General features: G+C 70.5%; 15 protein-coding genes. 8 read left to right on the top strand and 7 right to left on the bottom strand.

Annotated elements, in window-relative coordinates; genetic code table 11:
- Positions 1 to 24 precede the first annotated feature (24 nt).
- From cydB to ACWD4G_RS11170, 3 genes are all read left to right on the top strand, one after another.
- Complete coding sequence (cydB, locus tag ACWD4G_RS11180) at positions 25 to 1,032, top strand: cytochrome d ubiquinol oxidase subunit II (RefSeq protein WP_451292412.1); 1,008 nt, start codon at positions 25 to 27, stop codon at positions 1,030 to 1,032.
- Between the two features lie 157 nt (positions 1,033 to 1,189).
- Positions 1,190 to 4,795: a thiol reductant ABC exporter subunit CydD gene (gene cydD / locus ACWD4G_RS11175; RefSeq protein ID WP_451292411.1), complete on the top strand. Its 3,606-nt coding sequence runs from the start codon at positions 1,190 to 1,192 to the stop codon at positions 4,793 to 4,795.
- Positions 4,796 to 4,972: 177 nt separating this feature from the next.
- On the top strand, positions 4,973 to 6,037 hold the full coding sequence (locus tag ACWD4G_RS11170; protein ID WP_451292410.1) for a M23 family metallopeptidase: 1,065 nt from the start codon (positions 4,973 to 4,975) through the stop codon (positions 6,035 to 6,037).
- Here ACWD4G_RS11170 and ACWD4G_RS11165 read toward each other — a convergent pair.
- From ACWD4G_RS11165 to ACWD4G_RS11150, 4 genes are all read right to left on the bottom strand, one after another.
- Entirely contained in the window at positions 6,034 to 6,927 is an 894-nt protein-coding gene (locus ACWD4G_RS11165; protein WP_451292409.1) for an HAD hydrolase family protein, read from the bottom strand. The two genes, ACWD4G_RS11170 and ACWD4G_RS11165, sit on opposite strands and share 4 nt — an antisense overlap.
- Positions 6,928 to 7,042: 115 nt before the next feature.
- The gene (locus ACWD4G_RS11160; RefSeq protein WP_451292408.1) at positions 7,043 to 7,945 is read right to left on the bottom strand and encodes an LLM class flavin-dependent oxidoreductase; all 903 of its coding nucleotides are present in this window, start codon (positions 7,943 to 7,945) and stop codon (positions 7,043 to 7,045) included.
- A 140-nt stretch (positions 7,946 to 8,085) separates the two neighbouring features.
- Positions 8,086 to 8,634 (bottom strand): RNA 2'-phosphotransferase, encoded by a 549-nt coding sequence (locus tag ACWD4G_RS11155; protein ID WP_451292407.1) that lies wholly within the window; start codon positions 8,632 to 8,634, stop codon positions 8,086 to 8,088.
- A 337-nt stretch (positions 8,635 to 8,971) separates the two neighbouring features.
- Positions 8,972 to 10,738: an SDR family oxidoreductase gene (locus tag ACWD4G_RS11150; protein ID WP_451292406.1), complete on the bottom strand. Its 1,767-nt coding sequence runs from the start codon at positions 10,736 to 10,738 to the stop codon at positions 8,972 to 8,974.
- A 388-nt stretch (positions 10,739 to 11,126) separates the two neighbouring features.
- Between ACWD4G_RS11150 and ACWD4G_RS11145 the strand changes: the two genes are divergently transcribed.
- The 5 genes from ACWD4G_RS11145 (at position 11,127) to ACWD4G_RS11125 (ending at position 15,114) form a co-directional block, all read left to right on the top strand.
- On the top strand, positions 11,127 to 12,116 hold the full coding sequence (locus ACWD4G_RS11145; RefSeq protein WP_451292638.1) for an ABC transporter ATP-binding protein: 990 nt from the start codon (positions 11,127 to 11,129) through the stop codon (positions 12,114 to 12,116).
- Positions 12,106 to 13,044, top strand: a complete 939-nt coding sequence (locus ACWD4G_RS11140) for an ABC transporter permease (protein WP_451292405.1) — start codon at positions 12,106 to 12,108, stop codon at positions 13,042 to 13,044. The genes ACWD4G_RS11145 and ACWD4G_RS11140 overlap by 11 nt, the downstream gene beginning before the upstream one ends.
- Complete coding sequence (locus ACWD4G_RS11135; protein ID WP_451292404.1) at positions 13,041 to 13,952, top strand: ABC transporter ATP-binding protein; 912 nt, start codon at positions 13,041 to 13,043, stop codon at positions 13,950 to 13,952. The genes ACWD4G_RS11140 and ACWD4G_RS11135 overlap by 4 nt, the downstream gene beginning before the upstream one ends.
- 10 nt (positions 13,953 to 13,962) lie before the next feature.
- Positions 13,963 to 14,682, top strand: coding sequence for an ABC transporter permease subunit (locus tag ACWD4G_RS11130; RefSeq protein WP_451292403.1), 720 nt, complete (start codon positions 13,963 to 13,965; stop codon positions 14,680 to 14,682).
- 156 nt (positions 14,683 to 14,838) lie between these two features.
- Positions 14,839 to 15,114, top strand: coding sequence for an SGM_3592 family protein (locus ACWD4G_RS11125; RefSeq protein ID WP_451292402.1), 276 nt, complete (start codon positions 14,839 to 14,841; stop codon positions 15,112 to 15,114).
- A gap of 488 nt (positions 15,115 to 15,602) precedes the next feature.
- Here the strand turns inward: ACWD4G_RS11125 and ACWD4G_RS11120 are convergent, their stop codons facing one another.
- The 3 genes from ACWD4G_RS11120 to pheA all read right to left on the bottom strand — a co-directional run bounded on the left by ACWD4G_RS11120 (position 15,603) and on the right by pheA (position 19,406).
- The gene (locus tag ACWD4G_RS11120) at positions 15,603 to 16,448 is read right to left on the bottom strand and encodes an HAD family hydrolase (protein ID WP_451292401.1); all 846 of its coding nucleotides are present in this window, start codon (positions 16,446 to 16,448) and stop codon (positions 15,603 to 15,605) included.
- The gene (gene serS / locus ACWD4G_RS11115; protein WP_451292400.1) at positions 16,445 to 17,773 is read right to left on the bottom strand and encodes a serine--tRNA ligase; all 1,329 of its coding nucleotides are present in this window, start codon (positions 17,771 to 17,773) and stop codon (positions 16,445 to 16,447) included. The genes ACWD4G_RS11120 and serS overlap by 4 nt, the downstream gene beginning before the upstream one ends.
- Positions 17,774 to 18,470: 697 nt before the next feature.
- Positions 18,471 to 19,406, bottom strand: a complete 936-nt coding sequence (gene pheA / locus ACWD4G_RS11110) for a prephenate dehydratase (protein WP_451292399.1) — start codon at positions 19,404 to 19,406, stop codon at positions 18,471 to 18,473.
- Positions 19,407 to 19,599: the final 193 nt, after the last annotated feature.

Here is a 19,599-nt window from a genome sequence, read left to right as displayed (position 1 = left end):
GCACCGGGCCAAGGGAGCACAGTCATGGAACTTCACGACGTCTGGTTCGTCCTCATCGCCGTCCTGTGGATCGGCTACTTCTTCCTGGAGGGCTTCGACTTCGGGGTCGGTGTCCTCACCAAGCTGCTGGCGCGGAACCGCCCGGAGAAGCGGGTCCTCATCAACACCATCGGGCCCGTCTGGGACGGCAACGAGGTGTGGCTGCTCTCGGCGGGCGGCGCGACTTTCGCCGCCTTCCCCGAGTGGTACGCCACGCTCTTCTCGGGCTTCTATCTGCCGCTGCTGCTCATCCTGGTCTGTCTGATCGTCCGTGGTGTCGCCTTCGAGTACCGGGCGAAGCGGCCCGAGGAGAACTGGCAGCGCAACTGGGAGACGGCCATCTTCTGGACCTCGCTGCTGCCCGCCTTCCTGTGGGGCGTGGCCTTCGCCAACATCGTGCGCGGCGTCAAGATCAACCGTGACTTCGAGTACGTCGGTGGCGTGGGCGACCTGCTCAATCCTTACGCCCTGCTCGGCGGTCTCGTCACCCTGACCCTGTTCACCTTCCATGGGGCGGTGTTCGTCGGGCTCAAGACTGTCGGCGACATCCGGGAGCGGGCACGGCAGGTGGCGCTCAAGGTGGGGCTGGTGACGGCCGCTCTCGCGCTGCTGTTCCTGCTCTGGACGCAGGTCGAGAAGGGGGACGGTGCCTCGCTGGTCGCGGCCGTCCTGGCGGTCGTCGCGCTCGTGGCGGCGCTGGGAGCGGTACGGGCGGGGCGCGAGGGCTGGGCGTTCGCACTGTCGGGGGTCACCATCGTGGCCGCCGTGGCCATGCTCTTCCTGACGCTCTTCCCGAACGTCATGCCGTCCTCGCTGAACGAGGAGTGGAGCCTTACGGTCACCAACGCCTCGTCGAGTCCGTACACCCTGAAGATCATGACCTGGTGCGCGGTGATCGCCACGCCGATCGTGATGCTCTACCAGGGATGGACGTACTGGGTGTTCCGTAAGCGGATCGGCACCCAGCACATCGCCGAGCCGGTTGCGCACTGAGTCCGCTTCACGTGCGCGGTTCATGTGCGCGGGTTCGGGCCCGTGCGCTGAGCGTGGCAGGAGGTGTGTTTGACGATGTTTCACGTGAAACACACCTCCTGGGGCCGAAGAGGCATGTTTCACGTGAAACATGCCTGCCGAGAAGAGGGTGTTTCACGTGAAACCAATCGACCCGCGACTGCTGCGGTACGCCCGTGCCACCCGCCTCTTCTTGGTGGCGGTCGTCGGCCTGGGCGCCATCGGAGCCGCTCTTGTCATCGCGCAGGCGATGCTCATCGCCGAAGTGGTGGTCGGGGCCTTCCAGCACGGGATGTCGGTGGCCGAACTCCGCACTCCCCTGCTGCTGTTGGTGGCTGTCGCGGTGGGGCGGGCGCTGGTCTCCTGGCTCACGGAGTTGTCCGCTCACCGTGCCAGCGCGGCGGTGAAGTCGGAGTTGCGGGGGCGGTTGCTGGAGCGGGCCACGGCGTTGGGGCCCGGGTGGTTGAGCGGGCAGCGCACGGGCTCCCTGGTCGCTCTCGCGACCAGGGGCGTTGACGCGCTCGACGACTACTTCTCGCGCTATCTGCCGCAGTTGGGCCTCGCCGTGGTGGTGCCCGTGGCGGTGCTGGCGCGGATCGTCACCGAGGACTGGGTGTCGGCGGCGATCATCGTCGGCACACTCCCGTTGATCCCGATCTTCATGGTGCTCATCGGCTGGGCCACACGCTCGCAGATGGACCGTCAGTGGCGGCTGCTGTCACGGTTGTCGGGGCACTTCCTCGATGTCGTGGCCGGGTTGCCGACGCTCAAGGTGTTCGGCCGGGCCAAGGCGCAGGCCGAGTCGATCAAACGGATCACCGGGGAGTACCGGCAGGCGACGATGCGGACGCTGAGGATCGCGTTCCTGTCGTCCTTCGCGCTGGAGTTGCTGGCGACCATCTCGGTCGCGCTGGTCGCGGTCACCATCGGGATGCGGCTCGTGCACGGCGAGATGGACCTGTACATCGGGTTGGTCATCCTCGTTCTGGCGCCGGAGGCGTATCTGCCGGTGCGGCAGGTGGGCGCACAGTTCCACGCCGCCGCCGAGGGGCTCGCGGCGGCCGAGGAGATCTTCGAGGTCCTGGAGACGCCCTTGCCGGCGTCCGGGACCGGGGCTGTACCGGCTGCGGGCGACCTCCGCTTCGAGGGCGTGAGCGTCCGGTACCCGGGGCGGTCGTACGACGCCGTCTCGGAGGTGTCCTTCACCGTGGCGCCCGGTGAGACCGTGGCCCTGGTCGGGCCCAGCGGGGTGGGCAAGTCGACGCTGCTGAACGTTCTGCTGGGCTTCACGGAGCCCACCGGGGGCCAGGTGAGGGTCGGGGGAGCCGATCTCGGTTCGCTCGACATCGAGGAGTGGCGCTCGCGCGTCGCCTGGGTGCCGCAGCGGCCCCATCTGTACGCCGGGTCGATCGCCGAGAACGTACGGCTGGCCCGGCCGGACGCCGACGACGCGGCGGTGCGGCGGGCGCTGGACGACGCCGGGGCGCTGGAGTTCGTGGACGCGCTGCCCGCCGGGGCCGAGACGGTCCTCGGGGAGGATGGTGCCGGTCTGTCGGCCGGGCAGCGGCAACGGCTCGCCCTCGCCCGGGCATTCCTCGCCGACCGGCCGGTCCTGCTCCTCGACGAGCCGACGGCTTCGCTGGACGGGGAGACCGAGGCGGAGGTCGTGGAGGCCGTACGGCGGCTGGCGGTGGGCCGGACCGTGCTGCTGGTGGTGCACCGGTCGGCGTTGCTGGAAGTGGCGGACCGGGTGGTACGGCTGGAAGCGCGGGCCACCGAGACTTCCCCCACCCGCTCGCCCATGTCCAGCGAACCCGCCGGTTCTCTCGGCCCTTTCGACGAGGAGGCAGGCAAGGGCGCTGCGGCGGCTGATGCGGATGGAGGCGCGGCGGCCGCTGCCGGTGGAGAGTCTGCGGCTGGGCGGGATGTCGGCCCTGCTGTGTCCGAGGCGGAGGACGGTGGTCCGAGGCGCGGACTCCACACGCCGGTCGACGCCCCCCACCGTGTGCTCCGTCGCGTCCGTCGTATGGCCGGCCCCCGACGGAGTCGGCTCGTTCTCGCTCTCTTGCTCGGCAGCCTTGCCCTCGGTAGCGCCGTTGGGCTGATGGCGACCTCCGGGTGGTTGATCTCGCGGGCCTCGCAGCAGCCTCCGGTGCTCTATCTGATGGTCGCCGTGACGGCCACGCGGGCGTTCGGCATCGGTCGGGCGGTGTTCCGGTACGCGGAGCGGCTGGTGTCGCACGACGCGGTGCTGCGCATGCTGGCCGACACGAGGGTGGCCGTCTACCGGCGGCTGGAGCGGTTGGCGCCGGCTGGGCTGCGCACGGCCCGGCGGGGCGATCTGCTGTCGCGACTGGTCGCCGATGTGGACGCCCTGCAGGACTACTGGGTGCGGTGGCTGCTGCCGGCCGGGGCCGCGGTGGTCGTGTCCGCCGCGTCCGTCGGGTTCACCGCGTGGCTGCTGCCCGAGGCCGGGGCCGCCCTCGCCGTCGGACTGCTGGCCGCCGGGGCCGGGGTACCCCTCGTGACCGGGGCCGTCGCCCGGCGGGCCGAGCACCGGCTGGCGCCCGCCCGTGGGGTGCTGGCGACCCGGGTGGCCGACCTGCTCACCGGCACCGCCGAGTTGACGGTCGCGGGCGCCCTGCCCGTCCGTACCGCCGAGGCGCGAGCGGCCGACCGGGCGCTCACCCGGATCGCCTCCCGCGCCGCCACCGCCACCGCGCTCGGCGACGGACTCACCGCGCTCGCCACCGGCCTCACCGTCGCCGTCACCGCGCTGCTGGGCGCCCAGGCGGTCGTCGACGGTCGGCTGAGCGGTGTGGCCATGGCCGTGGTCGTCCTGACCCCGCTGGCCGCCTTCGAGGCGGTGCTGGGACTGCCGGTCGCCGTCCAGTTCCGCCAGCGGGTCCGCAGAAGCGCGGAGCGCGTGTACGAGGTGCTGGACGCCCCCGATCCCGTACGCGAACCGGAGGCGCCGGTCGAGGCGCCCGTGTCGCCGTTCCCGCTCAGGCTCGCGGGGCTTGGCGCCCGGTACGCGGGGCAGGAGCGGGACGCGCTCGCCGGGCTGGACCTCACCCTCGAAGAGGGCCGCAGGGTCGCCGTGGTCGGAGCCTCGGGGGCGGGCAAGACGACCCTCGCGCAGGTGCTGCTGCGGTTCCTGGACGCGCGCGAGGGGACGTACACGCTGGGCGGTGTGGACGCGTACGCGCTCGACGGGGACGACGTACGGCGGTTCGTCGGGCTGTGCGCACAGGACGCGCACCTCTTCGACAGTTCCGTGCGCGAGAACCTGCTGCTGGCCAGGAAGGGCGCCACCGAGGCCGAGTTGAGGGACGCGCTCGCGCGGGCTCGGCTGCTGGACTGGGCCGACGAACTGCCCGAGGGGCTGGACACGTTGATCGGCGAGCACGGGGCGCGGCTGTCCGGCGGCCAGCGTCAGCGGCTCGCCCTGGCCCGCGCGCTGCTGGCCGACTTCCCGGTCCTCGTCCTCGACGAGCCCGCGGAACACCTCGACCTGTCCACGGCCGACGCCCTCACCGCCGATCTGCTGGCCGCGACCGAGGGCCGTACGACCCTGCTGATCACCCATCGGCTCGCCGGGCTCGAAGACGTGGACGAGGTCGTCGTGCTGGCGGAGGGGCGGGTCGCACAGCGGGGGACGTACGCGGAACTGGTCGCCGTGGACGGGCCTTTGCGGGCGATGGTGGAGCGGGAGACGGCGGGTGAGGTGTTGGTGGGCATCTGATGCCTCGACGGCGCGTCAGCTGCCGTACGAGTCGGTGCCGTTCGCGTGGTTTCTCGCCGAAGACCACCGTGGCAGGCCGCTGTTCGGCCCAGTTAGGGGGCCCATTCGGGGTGTACTGTCCCCCGGCTGTACGGCGCGGACAGGACCGGGACGCCGACGAGGGCCACGATCGCTGGCATGCGCTCATCTCGTCGACGTCGGCTGCCCCTGGTTGTGCTGCTGTGTGCCGCCGCGGTTCTCGCCGCCCGGCCGACGGCGGCCGGGAGCGACGCTGGTGTGATTCCGGCCGCCGACGGCGACTCCGGGACCAGTGCCCAGGTGGCGCGGCTGTTCGAGGAAGCGGCTGTGGCGACGCTGCAGTACGAGGCAGGGCGGCGGGAGGCGGACGGGCAGCGGGCCAAAGTGCGGCGGCTGGAGTCACTGCTCGCGAAAGAGCGGCGGCGTCTTGAGGGGCTGAACGCGGACCTCGGCCGGATCGCGCGCGCCCAGTACCGCGAGGGCGGTGGGGTGCCGTACACCGCGCAGATGCTGGTCGCGGAGGACCCCGAGGAGCTGATGCGGGGGCGGCGCGCGGTGTGGCAGGCGGATCTGGCGGTCGAGAAGGCCGTGGCGAGGAGCCGTCGGGCGGAGGCGAAGTTCGCGGCGGACGAGGCGAAGGCGGCCACGGCCTGGCAGGCGCTGGAGCGGCGGAACATCGAACTCGCCGAGATCAAGCGGGAGATCCAGCAGAAGCTGGAGGAGGCGCAGTGGACGTTGCAGGGGCAGGCCGACGCGGCGGTCGCGGCCGGTTCCTGCCGGGGCGCCGTCCGCCTGGATCAGCCGGAAACCGGCCGGAGCAACACATGGGTCGCGCCCGTGGAGTCGTACGAACTTTCCGCGGGCTTCGGAAGCGGTGGTGAGCGGTGGGCCAGTCGGCACACCGGGCAGGACTTCGCGGTGCCGATCGGTACGCCGGTGCGGGCGGTGGGCGCGGGGCGGGTGGTGAAGGTGTCGTGCGGGGGCGCCTTCGGCATCGAGATCGTCGTCCAGCACACGGACGGCTACTACACCCAGTACGCGCATCTCGCGGCCGTCACCGTCGACCCGGGCGATCGGGTGGCGCCCGGGCAGTGGATCGGCCAGTCGGGCACCACCGGCAACTCCACCGGGCCGCACCTGCACTTCGAGGTACGGATCACACCGGAGCTGGGGTCGGGCATCGACCCCGTTCCGTGGCTCCTTGAGCGCGGGGTGCGGGTCTAGGACGTTGCGGGCCCGTGGGGCTGCGCCCGCTCCTCAAGCAGGCGCTCGATCACGACCGCGACGCCGTCGTCGTTGTTGTCGACGGTGTGGCCGGAGGCGGCCGCCACGACGTCCGGGTGGGCGTTGCCCATGGCGTACGACCGGCCGGCCCAGGTGAGCATCTCGACATCGTTCGGCATGTCACCGAAGGCGACGACCTCCTCGTGGGAGATGCCGCGCTCGGCGCAGCACAGGGCGAGGGTGCTGGCCTTGGAGACGCCCGGGCCGCTGATCTCCAGCAGGGCGCTGGGGCTGGAGCGGGTGATGGTGGCGCGGTCGCCGACGGCGACACGGGCGGTGGCGAGGAAGGCGTCGGGGTCGAGGGAGGGGTGGTACGCGAGGATCTTCAGCACCGGCTCGCTGTCGGCGACGCCGCCCGGGGCCAGCAGCTTCTCGGCCGGCGCGAGGGTGTCCGGGACCTCCATGTGGAGCTTGGGGTACTCGGGCTCCTGGTTGAAGCCGTACGTCTGCTCGACCGCGTACACGGTGCCGGGCGCCGCGTCGCGCAGCAGTCGTACGGCGTCCAGCGCGTTCTCCCGCGCCAGCTCGCGGACCATGACGAAACGGTGGGCGCCCGGGCCGCCGTGCAGGTCGACCACGGCGGCGCCGTTTCCGCAGATCGCGAGGCCGTGACCGTGGACGTGCTCGCTGACGACGTCCATCCAGCGAGCCGGGCGGCCGGTGACGAAGAAGACCTCGATGCCCGCCCGCTCGGCCGCCGCGAGGGCGGCGACGGTGCGGGGGGAGACCGACTTGTCGTCTCGGAGCAGGGTGCCGTCGAGATCGGTGGCTATCAGCCGGGGCGGGACGGTCGGGGCCGGGGTCTCGGGCTGTCTCGTCGCTGAGGTCACGGACCCCATTGTCGCGCATATGCGCCCACGGCTGTGCGGGCGTCCGCACAGGTGAGTGATTCCTCTCCTGTGCGGGGGCGGGGGTGCGCCGGCGCACATGTGCCGGGCGGTCCGGTCAGGACAGCTGGGCCGGGGCGTCCATGGCGATGCGCTCGAAGACCTTCTCGTCCGTCGCGAAGTCGGAGTCCGGGATGGGCCAGTGGATCACGAGGTCGGTGAATCCCAGCTCCGCGTGGCGCCCCGCGAAGTCCACGAACGCGTCCAGCGACTCCAATGGCCGGGTGCGGTCCGGGGTGAAGCCGGTGAGCAGGATCTTGTCGATCTTCGCCGTGTCCCGGCCGATCGCGGCGGCCTCGTCGGCCAGCTTCTCCATCTGCCGGCGCAAGGCCTGAATCGGCTGTTCCGGTGTGCCGGTCTCGTACAGCTTGGGGTCGCCCGTGGTCACCCACGCCTGGCCGTGCCGTGCCGCCAGCCGCATCCCGCGCGGGCCGGTGGCGGCCACCGCGAAGGGCAGCCGCGGGCGCTGGACGCAGCCGGGGATGTTGCGGGCCTCATGGGCCGAGTAGTGGTCGCCCTCGTAGGACACGGAGTTCTCGGTGAGCAGCCGGTCGAGCAGGGGGACGAACTCGGCGAAGCGGTCGGCCCGCTCGCGGGGTGTCCAGGGCTCCTTGCCGAGCACGGTGGCGTCGAAGCCGTTGCCGCCGGCGCCGACGCCGAGGGTGATCCGGCCGCCGGAGATGTCGTCCAGGGAGATCAGTTCCTTGGCGAGGGTCACCGGGTGCCGGAAGTTCGGCGAGGTCACCAGGGTGCCGAGGCGCAGATGATCGGTGGTGGCGGCTGCCGCGGTCAGGGTCGGCACGGCGCCGAACCACGGTCCGTCGCGGAAGGTCCGCCACGACAGGTGGTCATAGGTGAACGCGGTGTGGAACCCGAGCTGCTCGGCCCGCTGCCACATGGCACGACCGCCTTCGTGCCAGCGGACGTACGGAAGGATCACGGTGCTCAGACGCAGACTCATGTTTCGAGCGTAAGCGGAACGGGTGACTGCTCCGAACGGGGGAGGGAGGGGGCAACCGGAGGGAGCACATCGCGCCGGGGCCTGCCGAATGACCAGGTCGGGGCCGGCGTCGGGCCGGGACGATCCGCCGAGGGGCGGGCTCAGTGGGACTCGGGGAAGCGCAGGTACTTCGGTGGTACGGCCTCCGTCAGCCACACTCCGTTGTCGCTGACGCGGAAGACATGGCCGTCGCGGTGCATGGCGCCGGAGTCCACGGAGAGTACGACCGGGCGGCCACGGCGCGCGCCGACGCGGGTGGCGGTCTCGCGGTCGGGCGAGAGATGTACGTCGTGCCTGCTCATGGGGCGCAGGCCCTCGGCCCGGATCGCGCCGAGGTAGGCCGCGATGGTCCCGTGGTAGAGGTACGGCGGCGGGGTCGCCGGGGCCAGGCCGAGGTCGACCTCGACGGTGTGGCCCTGATTGGCACGGATGCGGTTGCCTTCGACGGCGTAGCGGCGCTTGTCGTTGGCCTCGACCACGTGGTCGAGTTCGGCCCTGGTGATGCGGAAACCATGGGCGGCGGCTGCCGCGAGGAGCGTGTCGATCTCGACCCAGCCGGCCTCGTCGAGCGTGAGTCCGATGCGCTCTGGCTGATGCCGCAGGTGCTTCGAGAGGTACTTCGACACCCTTATGGTGCGTCTTTCATCCATTCGGCCAGAGTGCCCGGCGAGACACACGTCACGCATCTGATTTTGCTCAGGATGTTTGATCCACAACTAAGTGTAGTTATCCACAGGGGAATTGGGGTTTCTGTGGACAACTCCGTGGCCGGTTCAGGGTGGTTGGCGAACATCCTTCGCTTCACGGCCGTTTGTTGTGAGCGTGTCCGAGGAGCGTGACTGTACCTCCCGTTCGGCCGCCGCCGCCTCGAAGGCCGGGACATGCTCGGCGAGCGGTCGCAGTCGTCGTACGAGGGCCGCCACCTCGGCCGCGTCGACCTCCCCCGGCGACCGGCGCGGCCCCGGATATGTCGTGTTCCTCGGGGGCTCACAACGGCGGCTCCAGTCGGGCGAGGGCGCGCAGTGCTCTCGGGGCGAAGCGGGACATCAGCCGGCCGCCGCGGGCCTCCGGGGTGACGGGGACGACCGCCTGGTCGCGTACGACCGCGCGCAGGATGGCGTCGGCGACCTTCTCCGGCGGATAGTTCCGCAATCCGTACAACCGTGCGGCCTTCTGCTGTCGGCGCTTCTCCTCCTCGGCGTCGGCACCGGCGAACCGCGCGGTCGAGGTGATGCCGGTGTTGACGATGCCGGGGCAGATCGCCGACACTCCGATGCCCTGACCCGCCAACTCCGCGCGCAGACACTCGCTGAGCATCAGCACGGCCGCCTTGGAGGTGCTGTACGCGGGCAGGGTCCGAGAGGGCAGATACGCCGCCGCCGAGGCCGTGTTGACGATGTGGCCGCCCTGCCCTCGTTCCGCCATCTGTCTGCCGAAGAGCCGACAGCCGTGGATGACACCCCACAGGTTGACGTCGAGGACCTTCCGCCAGTCCTCGGCGGTGGTGTCGAGGAAGGACCCGGAGAGCCCGATGCCCGCGTTGTTCACCAGCACGTCCACCACGCCGTAGTCGGCGGCGACCCGCTCGGCGAGCTTCTCCATGGCCTGCTCGTCCGAGACGTCCACCGCCTCGGCCCATGCCTCGGGGGCGCCGATCAGCCGGGACCGCTCCGCGGTGCGCGCGGCACCCTCCGCGTCCCGGTCGACGGCGATCACCCGCGCGCCTGCCCCGGCGAACGCGAAGGCGGTGGCCCGCCCGATACCGGACGCCGCACCGGTGACCAGCACCAGCTGTCCGCCGAACCGGTCCGCGTACCTCCCGCTCGGCGTCGGCGTGGGGTCTCCGCCTTCGACTGCGGTGACGAACTCGGTTATCCAGGAAGCCAACTGGTCGGGACGGGTGCGGGGAATCCAGTGCCCGTCGGGCAGCGTACGGCGGGTCAGCCGCGGCGCCCACGAGTCCAGGTCGTCGTAGAGCCGCTCGGAGAGAAACGGGTCTCCCTGGGGTGTGATGAGCTGCACGGGGGCGTGCGCGTACGCGTCCTCACGAGGTCTGGCCAGGCGGGCCCGGATGTTGTCCCGGTACAGCCAGACGCCGTGCGCCGCGTCCGTGGGCAGGGTGGAGGCGGGGTAGTCGCCCTGGGGCAGTTTTTCGGCGCGGCGGAGCATGCGGGGCCAGACCCTGCCTAGGGGGCCGCGCCAGGCGAGTTCGGGCAGAGCGGGCGTGTGCAGCACGTAGATGTACCAGGACTTGGCGCCCTGCCCGAGGAGTTGACCGATCCGGCGCGGGGTCGGGCGCCGCATTCGCCGCTTGATCCAGTGGCCGAGGTGGTCCAGGGAGGGGCCGGACATCGAGGTGAAGGACGCGACGCGGCCCTCGGTGCGCTCGACCGTCGCGAACTCCCAGCACTGCACCGAACCCCAGTCGTGCCCCACCAGATGCACCGGCCGATCGGGGCTCACCGCGTCCGCGACCGCGAGGAAGTCGTCCGTCAGCTTCTCCAGGGTGAACCCGCCGCGCAGTGGGGTCGGGGCAGTGGAACCCCCGTGGCCGCGCACGTCGTACAGCACCACGTGGAACCGCTCGGCGAGCCGTTCGGCGACCTCGGACCAGACCTCTTTGGAGTCCGGATAGCCGTGCACGAGCAGCACGGTCGGCTGCCGGGGATCGCCCAGCTCGGCGACCGCCAACTCGACTCCGGCCGAGCGCACCCGCCGCCGTCGCGCACCGTCGAGCCGTACCGCGTCCGTCATGTGTCCCCCCGCCGGAACCCCCGCAGCTCCGCCGAGCGTTCACCCGACACCGCAGACGTCATGCCGTCACCCCCACCTGTCCCCATTGACTACGGTCCGTGTTCATCACGTGACATGCATGAATGTGACAGTGATCGGGGACTGCGTCAATGAGGGTCTGCCGGGCTGTGGAAAACTCCGCGGGAACGCGACGGCGCGGCTGATCGTTCCCTCCGTATCGGCCGCTGTTGTTCGATTCGGGCCCACTGTTGTTCGACCTAGGGGCGACCCCTAGGGGACCCGAGGGTGGATGCCCCTTACGGGCCCGTACGACTCGAGAGTGATACGCAGACAGCTCTGCGGGGTGACGACCGCCACGTCCAGCGGCCCTACCGTCGATGTCGTGACTGTGATCGCGACCGAAAGCCTGAGCAAGCGGTTCCCGAGGGTGACCGCTCTTGACCGGCTCTCCATGGACATCGGAGCCGGTGTGACGGGACTCGTCGGTGCCAATGGCGCCGGCAAGTCCACGCTGATCAAGATCCTGCTGGGTCTGTCCCCCGCGTCGGAGGGCCGTGCCGAGGTGCTCGGACTCGACGTCGCGACCAAGGGCGGAGCCATCCGGGAGCGCGTGGGATACATGCCGGAGCACGACTGCCTGCCGCCCGACGTCTCGGCCACCGAGTTCGTCGTGCACATGGCCCGTATGTCGGGGCTCCCGCCGACCGCCGCGCGCGAGCGCACCGCGGACACCCTGCGCCATGTCGGCCTGTACGAGGAGCGGTACCGCCCCATAGGCGGCTACTCCACGGGCATGAAGCAGCGAGTGAAGCTCGCCCAGGCCCTGGTGCACGACCCGCAGCTGGTCTTCCTGGACGAGCCGACGAACGGCCTGGACCCGGTCGGCCGTGACGAGATGCTCGGCCTGATCCGCCGCATCCACACGGACTTCGGCATCTCCGTCCTGGTCACCTCCCATCTGCTCGGTGAGTTGGAGCGGACCTGCGACCACGTCGTCGTGGTCGACGGCGGCAAGCTGCTCCGCTCCAGCTCCACCCGGGACTTCACCCAGAGCACGGCCACCCTCGCGATCGAGGTCACGGACTCCGACGAGCACCCCGACGGCACCCGCGCGCTGCGCGAGGCGCTCCACGCGCGCGGGGTGACCGTCTCGGACGGCAGTGGCCTCCCCGGCGCCGGGCACATCCTGCTGCTCACCGCCCAGGGCGAGGAGACCTACGACCTGATCCGCGATGTCGTCGCCGATCTGGGCCTCGGTCTGGTCCGCATGGAGCAGCGCAGGCACCACATCGCCGAGGTGTTCACGGACAACGACGAGCAGGCGATCTCCCTCCGCACGAAGGATGCCTGGAAGGAGGCGGTCGGCCATGGCGGTTGAGCAGACCCGGGCGAAGGCCCCGGCCCACACCGGTGACCAGCCCACACACGCGGGCGAACAGAGCCGCATCCACAACATCGGCTATCGCAACTACGACGGCCCCCGCCTGGGCCGCGCCTACGCCCGCCGCTCGCTGTACTCGCAGTCCCTGCGCGGCGCCTACGGCCTCGGCCGCTCGGCCAAGTCCAAGGTGCTGCCGATGCTGCTCTTCGCGGTGATGTGCGTACCGGCGGCCATCATGGTGGCGGTCGCCGTCGCCACCCAGGCCAACGACCTGCCCATCAAGTACACCGAGTACGCGGTCATCATGCAGGCTGTCATCGGCCTGTACGTCGCCTCCCAGGCACCCCAGTCCGTCTCGCGTGATCTGCGCTTCAAGACGGTGCCGCTGTACTTCTCGCGCCCGATCGAGACCGCCGACTATGTGCGGGCGAAGTTCGTGGCGCTGGCCTCGGCGCTCTTCATCCTCACCACCGTGCCCCTGATCGTGCTCTATGTGGGCGCGCTGCTGGCCAAGCTCGACTTCACCGACCAGACCAAGGGGTTCGGGCAGGGACTGGTGTCCGTCGCACTGCTGTCGCTTCTCTTCGCCGGCATCGGCCTGGTGATCTCGGCGGTCACTCCCCGCCGCGGTTTCGGTATCGCGGCCGTCATCGCCTTTCTGACCATCTCCTACGGCGCCGTGTCCGTCGTCCAGGCCATCGCCAACGAGCAGTCCAGCGCCGGGGCGGTGCCCTGGCTCGGGCTCTTCTCGCCCATCACGCTCATAGACGGTGTGCAGACGGCCTTCCTGGGTGCCCCCTCCGCCTCCCCCGGCGGCCACGGCCCCTCCAGTGGGCAGGGCGTCGTCTATCTCCTCGTCGTTCTGGGCCTCATCGCCGGCTGCTACGGCCTGCTGATGCGCCGCTACCGAAAGGCCGGGCTGTGACCACGCTCAACATCGATCATGTCTCGCGCTGGTTCGGCAACGTGGTGGCGGTCAACGACATCACGATGACGATCGGCCCTGGTGTCACCGGCCTGCTCGGCCCCAACGGAGCCGGGAAGTCCACCCTGATCAACATGATGGGCGGCTTCTTCGCCCCCTCCACCGGCACCGTCACCCTCGACGGCCAACCGGTCTGGCGCAACGAACAGATCTACAAGCAGATCGGCATCGTCCCCGAGCGGGAGGCGATGTACGACTTCCTCACGGGCCGCGAATTCGTCGTCGCCAACGCCGAGTTGCACGGTCTCGGGGCGGTGGCAGCCCAGAAGGCGCTCGCCACGGTGGAGATGGAGTACGCGCAGGACCGCAAGATCTCGACGTACTCCAAGGGCATGCGGCAGCGCGTGAAAATGGCGTCCGCACTGGTCCACGAGCCGTCGCTGCTCCTGCTGGACGAGCCGTTCAACGGCATGGACCCGCGCCAGCGCATGCAGCTCATGGATCTGCTGCGACGCATGGGCGACGAGGGCCGCACGGTGCTGTTCTCGTCCCACATCCTCGAAGAGGTGGAGCAACTGGCCGCCCATATCGAGGTGATCGTCGCCGGACGGCATGCGGCGAGCGGTGACTTCCGGCGCATCCGCCGACTGATGACCGACCGCCCGCACCGCTATCTGGTGCGCTCCAGCGACGACCGGGCCCTGGCCGCCGCGCTGATCGCCGACCCGTCGACCGCGGGGATCGAAGTGGACCTCGCCGAGGGCGCGTTGCGTATCCAGGCCGTCGACTTCGGCAGGTTCACGGTGCTGTTGCCGAAGATGGCCAAGGAGCACGGCATACGTCTGCTCACGGTGTCGCCGTCGGACGAGTCCCTCGAGTCCGTCTTCTCGTATCTGGTCGCGGCGTAGGAGGCCGAAGATGTACGACCCCACAGTCGCCCGGCTCACCTACCGGGCCCTGCTCGGCCGGCGCCGTGCCCTCATCCTGGGCGCGCTGCCCCTGCTGCTGATCGCGATCTCCGTTGCCGTGCGTGCCCTGAGCGGTCCCGACGACCAGGTGGCCGCGGATCTGCTGGGCGGATTCGCGCTCGCCACGATGGTGCCGATCATCGGTGTCATCGCGGGAACGGGCGCGATCGGGCCGGAGATCGACGACGGCTCGGTGGTGTATCTGCTGGCCAAGCCGGTGAAGCGGCCGACGATCATCTTCACGAAGCTGATCGTGGCGATCGCGGTGACCATGGCGTTCTCCGCGATACCCACGCTGATCGCGGGCCTGATCCTGAACGGCAACGGCCAGCAGATCGCGGTCGCCTACACGGTGGCGGCGCTGGTCGCCTCGATCGCGTACGCGGCGATGTTCCTGCTCCTCGGCACGGTGACCCGGCACGCGGTCGTCTTCGGACTGGTCTACGCGCTCGTCTGGGAGGCCCTGTTCGGATCGCTGGTGGACGGGGCGCGCACGCTCAGTGTGCAGCAGTGGGCGCTGGCCGTGGCCCGCAAGGTCACCGACGGCGACCTGATCACCTCCGACGTCGGACTGCCGGCCGCGGTGATCCTGCTGACCGCCGTCACGGTGGGCGCGACGTGGTACGCCGGACAGAAGCTCCGGACGCTGAAGCTGGCCGGGGAGGAGTGAGGAGTGACGGCACCCTCCGGGGCCTGTCCGGCCTCGGAGGACCGGCCCCTGACGGTCTTGACAGGGGCTTCACGCCCGTCCGGGCACACTGGGCGAGAAGGGAACGAACGGGCATACACGGCCATGAAAGGCGGCCAGGAGGCAGGAGGAGCGGGGATGGCGACGGAGGTATCGCCCAACGACGGTGAGGCGCGGGGCGCGACGACCGGAGGCCCGGCGAAGGCGGGCCCGGATGCCGACGGTTGGGACGAGATCGTGTTGGACGAGGACTTCATACGGTCCGCCGAGTCGTCCGAGCCGTCGGCGCGGGCTCGGATGCTCGCGGCGCGCTGGCGGGAGCAGGCACCGGCTCCCCAGCCGTGGCGGTCGGACGAGCCGCCTGCCGGATGGTTCTTCAGCAAGGCGCGGCGGCGCAGGTGGAGCCGCCGGTGACCGTCCTACGGGCCGGGCGGGACCGGGCGGCCGGGCCGGGCATATTCGGTGGCGGTCAACTGGGCTTGCGGGCAGAGTGGTTGATGTTCGGGTCGCCGGGTCGGACCGGCGCCAAGTTCCGGGAGAGGGACTCGGCTCTGCCGCTCATCAGGTGAGGCAACCGGAGTTCCCGACGGGGCAGCCCGCGGTGGTTTCCGGAGATGTCGCACCTCCGTCGAGTCCGCCGCCGCAAGGTGGCTGTCCGGGGCGGCCGCTTCGAGCACGCGGAATCGCATTCGCGTGGGCCGCCCCGCTCTCGGACCCGCTCGAACGATGAACCCCGTCGCTCCCGCGCCATGTTGGCCGGCATCGGCGAAAGGCCATGACAGCCCTGACAGTTGACGCCGGATGGGCAGCCGACCCTCCGGGTCGACTGCACCTGCGGCCGACCGATGCCGGGCCGAATCGGCACAGTGGGACCCGACCGACCCTGCGGCGCATCCCCGGCCTCAGCCCAGCAGACGCTCCAGCACCTCGGCGATGCCGTCCTCCTCGTTGGAGGAGGTCACCTCATCGGCGATGGCCTTGAGGGTGGAGTGGGCGTTGGACATGGCCACGCCGTAGCTGGACCAGGTGAGCATGAGGATGTCGTTCGGCATGTCACCGAAGGCGATGGTGTCGGCGCGCTTGGCACCGAGGCGGCGGGCGGCGAGGGAGAGACCGGTGGCCTTGGTGAGGCCGAGGGGGAGGAGTTCGACGATGTCCTCGCCGGCCATGGCGACCGTGACGAAGCCGCCGGCGGCTTGGCGGGAGGCTTCGGTGAGTTCGTCGGCGGTCAGGGTGGGGTGCTGGATGTAGATCTTGTTGAGCGGGGCCGCCCAGAGGTCGGAGACGTCCTTGAGCGGTGTGGTGGGCAGCGAGCCGTGCAGGGAGTAGCCCTGGCCGATCAGGATCTCGCCCTCCAGACCCGCGCGGCTGGCGGCCAGGAAGAGCGGGCCGACCTCCGCCTCGATCTTGGCGAGGGCCACGGCGGCGAGCTGCCGGTCCAGGGTCACCGACGTCAGCAGACGGTGCTCTCCGGCGTCGTACACCTGTGCGCCCTGGCCGCAGACCGCGAGGCCCGTGTAGCCGAGGTCGTCGAGGATGTGCCGCGTCCAGGGGACGGCGCGGCCGGTGACGACGATGTGGGCGGCGCCCGCGGCGGTGGCCGCCGCGAGCGCCTCACGGGTGCGTTCGGAGATCGACTCGTCGGAGCGCAGAAGTGTTCCGTCGAGGTCGGTCGCGATCAGCTTGTAGGGGAAGCCCGAGGGCTTCCCCGGCTGCTCGGAGTCCTCGGGCTTCGCCGTGTCGCTCACTTGGTGACCGGCTCCAGGATCTCGCGGCCGCCCAGGTAGGGACGCAGTACCTCGGGGACGCGGACGGAGCCGTCGGCCTGCTGGTGGTTCTCCAGGATGGCGACGATGGTGCGCGGGACGGCGCACAGCGTGCCGTTGAGCGTGGCCAGCGGCTTGACCTGCCCGCCCGTCACCCGACCACCACCCCGGCCGGAGGTCGCTTCGCTCCCGCTGGACTTCTCACGGACACGGATCGAAAGACGCCGGGACTGGAACTCGGTGCAGTCCGAGGTCGAGGTCAGCTCGCGGTACTTGCCCTGGGTCGGGACCCACGCCTCGCAGTCGAACTTGCGCGAGGCCGAGGCGCCGAGGTCGGCGGAGGCGACGTCGATGACGCGGAACGGCAGCTCCAGCGACGTCAGCCACTGCTTCTCCCACTCCAGCAGACGCTGGTGCTCGGCCTGGGAGTCCTCCGGGGCGACGTACGAGAACATCTCGACCTTGTCGAACTGGTGGACGCGGAAGATGCCTCGGGTGTCCTTGCCGTGCGAGCCGGCCTCGCGGCGGAAGCACGGGGAGAAGCCCGCGTAGCGCAGGGGGAGGCGGTCGGCGTCGAGGATCTCGTCCATGTGGTACGAGGCGAGCGCGACCTCGGAGGTGCCGACCAGGTACAGGTCGTCCTTGTCGAGGTGATAGACGTCCTGGGCGGCCTGGCCGAGGAAGCCGGTGCCGGCCATCGCCTGCGGGCGGACCAGCGCCGGGGTGAGCATCGGGACGAAGCCGGCGGCGGTGGCCTGGGCCATCGCCGCGTTGACCAGGGCGAGTTCGAGCAGGGCGCCGACGCCGGTCAGGAAGTAGAAGCGCGAGCCGGAGACCTTGGCACCGCGCTCGACGTCGATGGCGCCGAGGATCGTGCCGAGCTCCAGGTGGTCCTTCGGTTCGAAGCCCTCGGCCGCGAAGTCGCGGATCTCGCCGTGCGTCTCCAGCGTGACGAAGTCCTCCTCGCCGCCGACCGGGACGTCCGGGTGGACGAGGTTGCCGAGTTGGAGGAGGAGTTCCTGGGTCTCGCTGTCGGCCGCGTCGCGCTCGGCGTCGGCCGCCTTGACGTCGGCGGCAAGCCGGCTCGCCTGCTTCAGCAGCTCCGCCTTCTCGTCGCCGGAGGCCTTGGGGATGAGCTTGCCGAGCTGCTTCTGCTCGGCGCGGAGCTCGTCGAAGCGGACGCCGGAGGACCTGCGCCGCTCGTCGGCAGACAGGAGGGCGTCGACGAGCGCGACGTCCTCTCCACGGGCGCGCTGGGACGCGCGCACACGGTCGGGGTCCTCACGGAGCAGGCGAAGGTCAATCACACCGCAAGGCTACCGGGGAGTGGTTGCGCCCCACGACCCGGAATTGCGGGACGGGGGTTCTGTGGTGGTTCAAGAGAAATGTCTGCCCGCTGTGGCGGGACCGGGCTGGGTCAATGAATTGGGTGCTGATTCCCTGGAAGGGTGCACCGAAGCGGCCTCTGGTTGACTCGACTCCCTTGTGGAGTGCGGGACTTGGGGGAAGTCGTCCACAGGAATCCACAGCCGCGAAAAGTTATCCACAGGCTGTGTGGAAGATCTGTGGACTTCGCCGGTGATCATTTCCGGCGACGGGCAACGAGTCGAGGATTCCCGACTCAAACCACCTGCACGCCCACTTTCGAGTGGATTCGCTCGGAAATGGCTCGCTCTAAAGGATTGACCGAGGGAAACGCGTGGACGAAGGGTGACCGACGGGGGTGTGGACGGAGTGGGGTCCACCAAGGGGATTTGTCGACTGAGCACCGCCATGTTGTCGACTTGTCCCCAGGTCGAGAAGCCCACCTGTGGATAACTTCTGTGGACAAAGAAAATAAGCAGGTAGGACTGGACCGGGACGCCGCCGTCCGGTCGCGCAGTCAGGTGGCCGGGGTCGTACGGCCCCGGCCGAGGTCGGGGCGGAGTCGGCCGAGGCCGACAGGACCCGGGCCGGAGACCCGGCTGGGGCCCGGGCCAAGGCCGGCGCCGGGGGCGGCGCCGGTTAGAAGCGGCCGTCCTGGCAGCGGGCCACCCAGTCCGACGCCGCGACGAACTCGGCGTCCGAGGTGCCCGGCAGAGCGGGCCGGACCTCGGCGGTGGCGGCATCCGCACGCGGGTACGAGCCGAGGAAACGCACCTGGAGGCAGACCCGCTTGAGGCCCATCAGTGTCTCGGCGACCCGGCGGTCGGAGATATGGCCCTCGGCGTCGAGGGCGAAGCAGTAGTTGCCGATGCCCTCGCCGGTCGGACGGGACTGGAGCAGCATCAGGTTGACGCCACGGGCGGCGAACTCGCCCAGCAGGTCGCGCAGGGCGCCGGGGTGGTCGTCGCGCTGCCAGATCACGACGGAGGTCTTGTCGGCGCCGGTCGGGGCGGCCGGGCGGGCGGGGCGGCCGACCAGGACGAACCGGGTCTGGGCGTTCTCCGCGTCGTGGATCTCGGTCTCCAGGGCCTCCAGCCCGTACCGGGAGGCCGCGAACTCCCCGGCGAAGGCGGCATCGTAGCGGCCCTCCTGGACGAGGCGGGCGCCGTCGGCGTTCGAGGCGGCGGACTCCCAGACGACGTCCGGGGAGAGGTTGGCCTTCATCCAGTTGCGGACCTGGGTCTGGGCGGCCGGGTGGGCGGTGACCGTCTTGATCTCGGAGAGCTTCGTGCCCGGGCGGACCAGCAGCGCGAAGGTGATCGAGAGGAGTACCTCGCGGTAGATCATCAGCGGGGCGCCGGCGACCAGTTCGTCGAGGGTGGTGGTGATGCCGCCCTCCACCGAGTTCTCGATCGGGACGAAGGCGGCCTCCGCTTCGCCGTTCCGCACGGCGTCGAGGGCGGCGGGGACGGAGACCATCGGGATGAGCTCGCGGGTCGCGGACTCCGGCAGCGTGCGCAGGGCGACCTCGGTGAAGGTGCCCTCGGGGCCGAGGTACACGTAGCTGGCTGGCATGCCCTCACCCTAATGGGCCTGTGGCGAGGGCCGCGCACGTGTCTCGCGGCCGCCGCCCCGTGGCAGGACGCTCGCCACGCCACGCCCCCGCCGCTCCGGTATGCGACGGTTCACCCGCTCCGCCCCACCCGCCTCGTCACGCCATGTCCTGCTCCGCCACGGTCAGGGCGGTCCGCCCGCGCATCCCGAACGA

The organism is Streptomyces sp. NPDC002643 (assembly GCF_053592555.1).
Note: the sequence above shows the minus strand (reverse complement) of the source record. Positions and strands in the feature narration are given on the sequence as shown.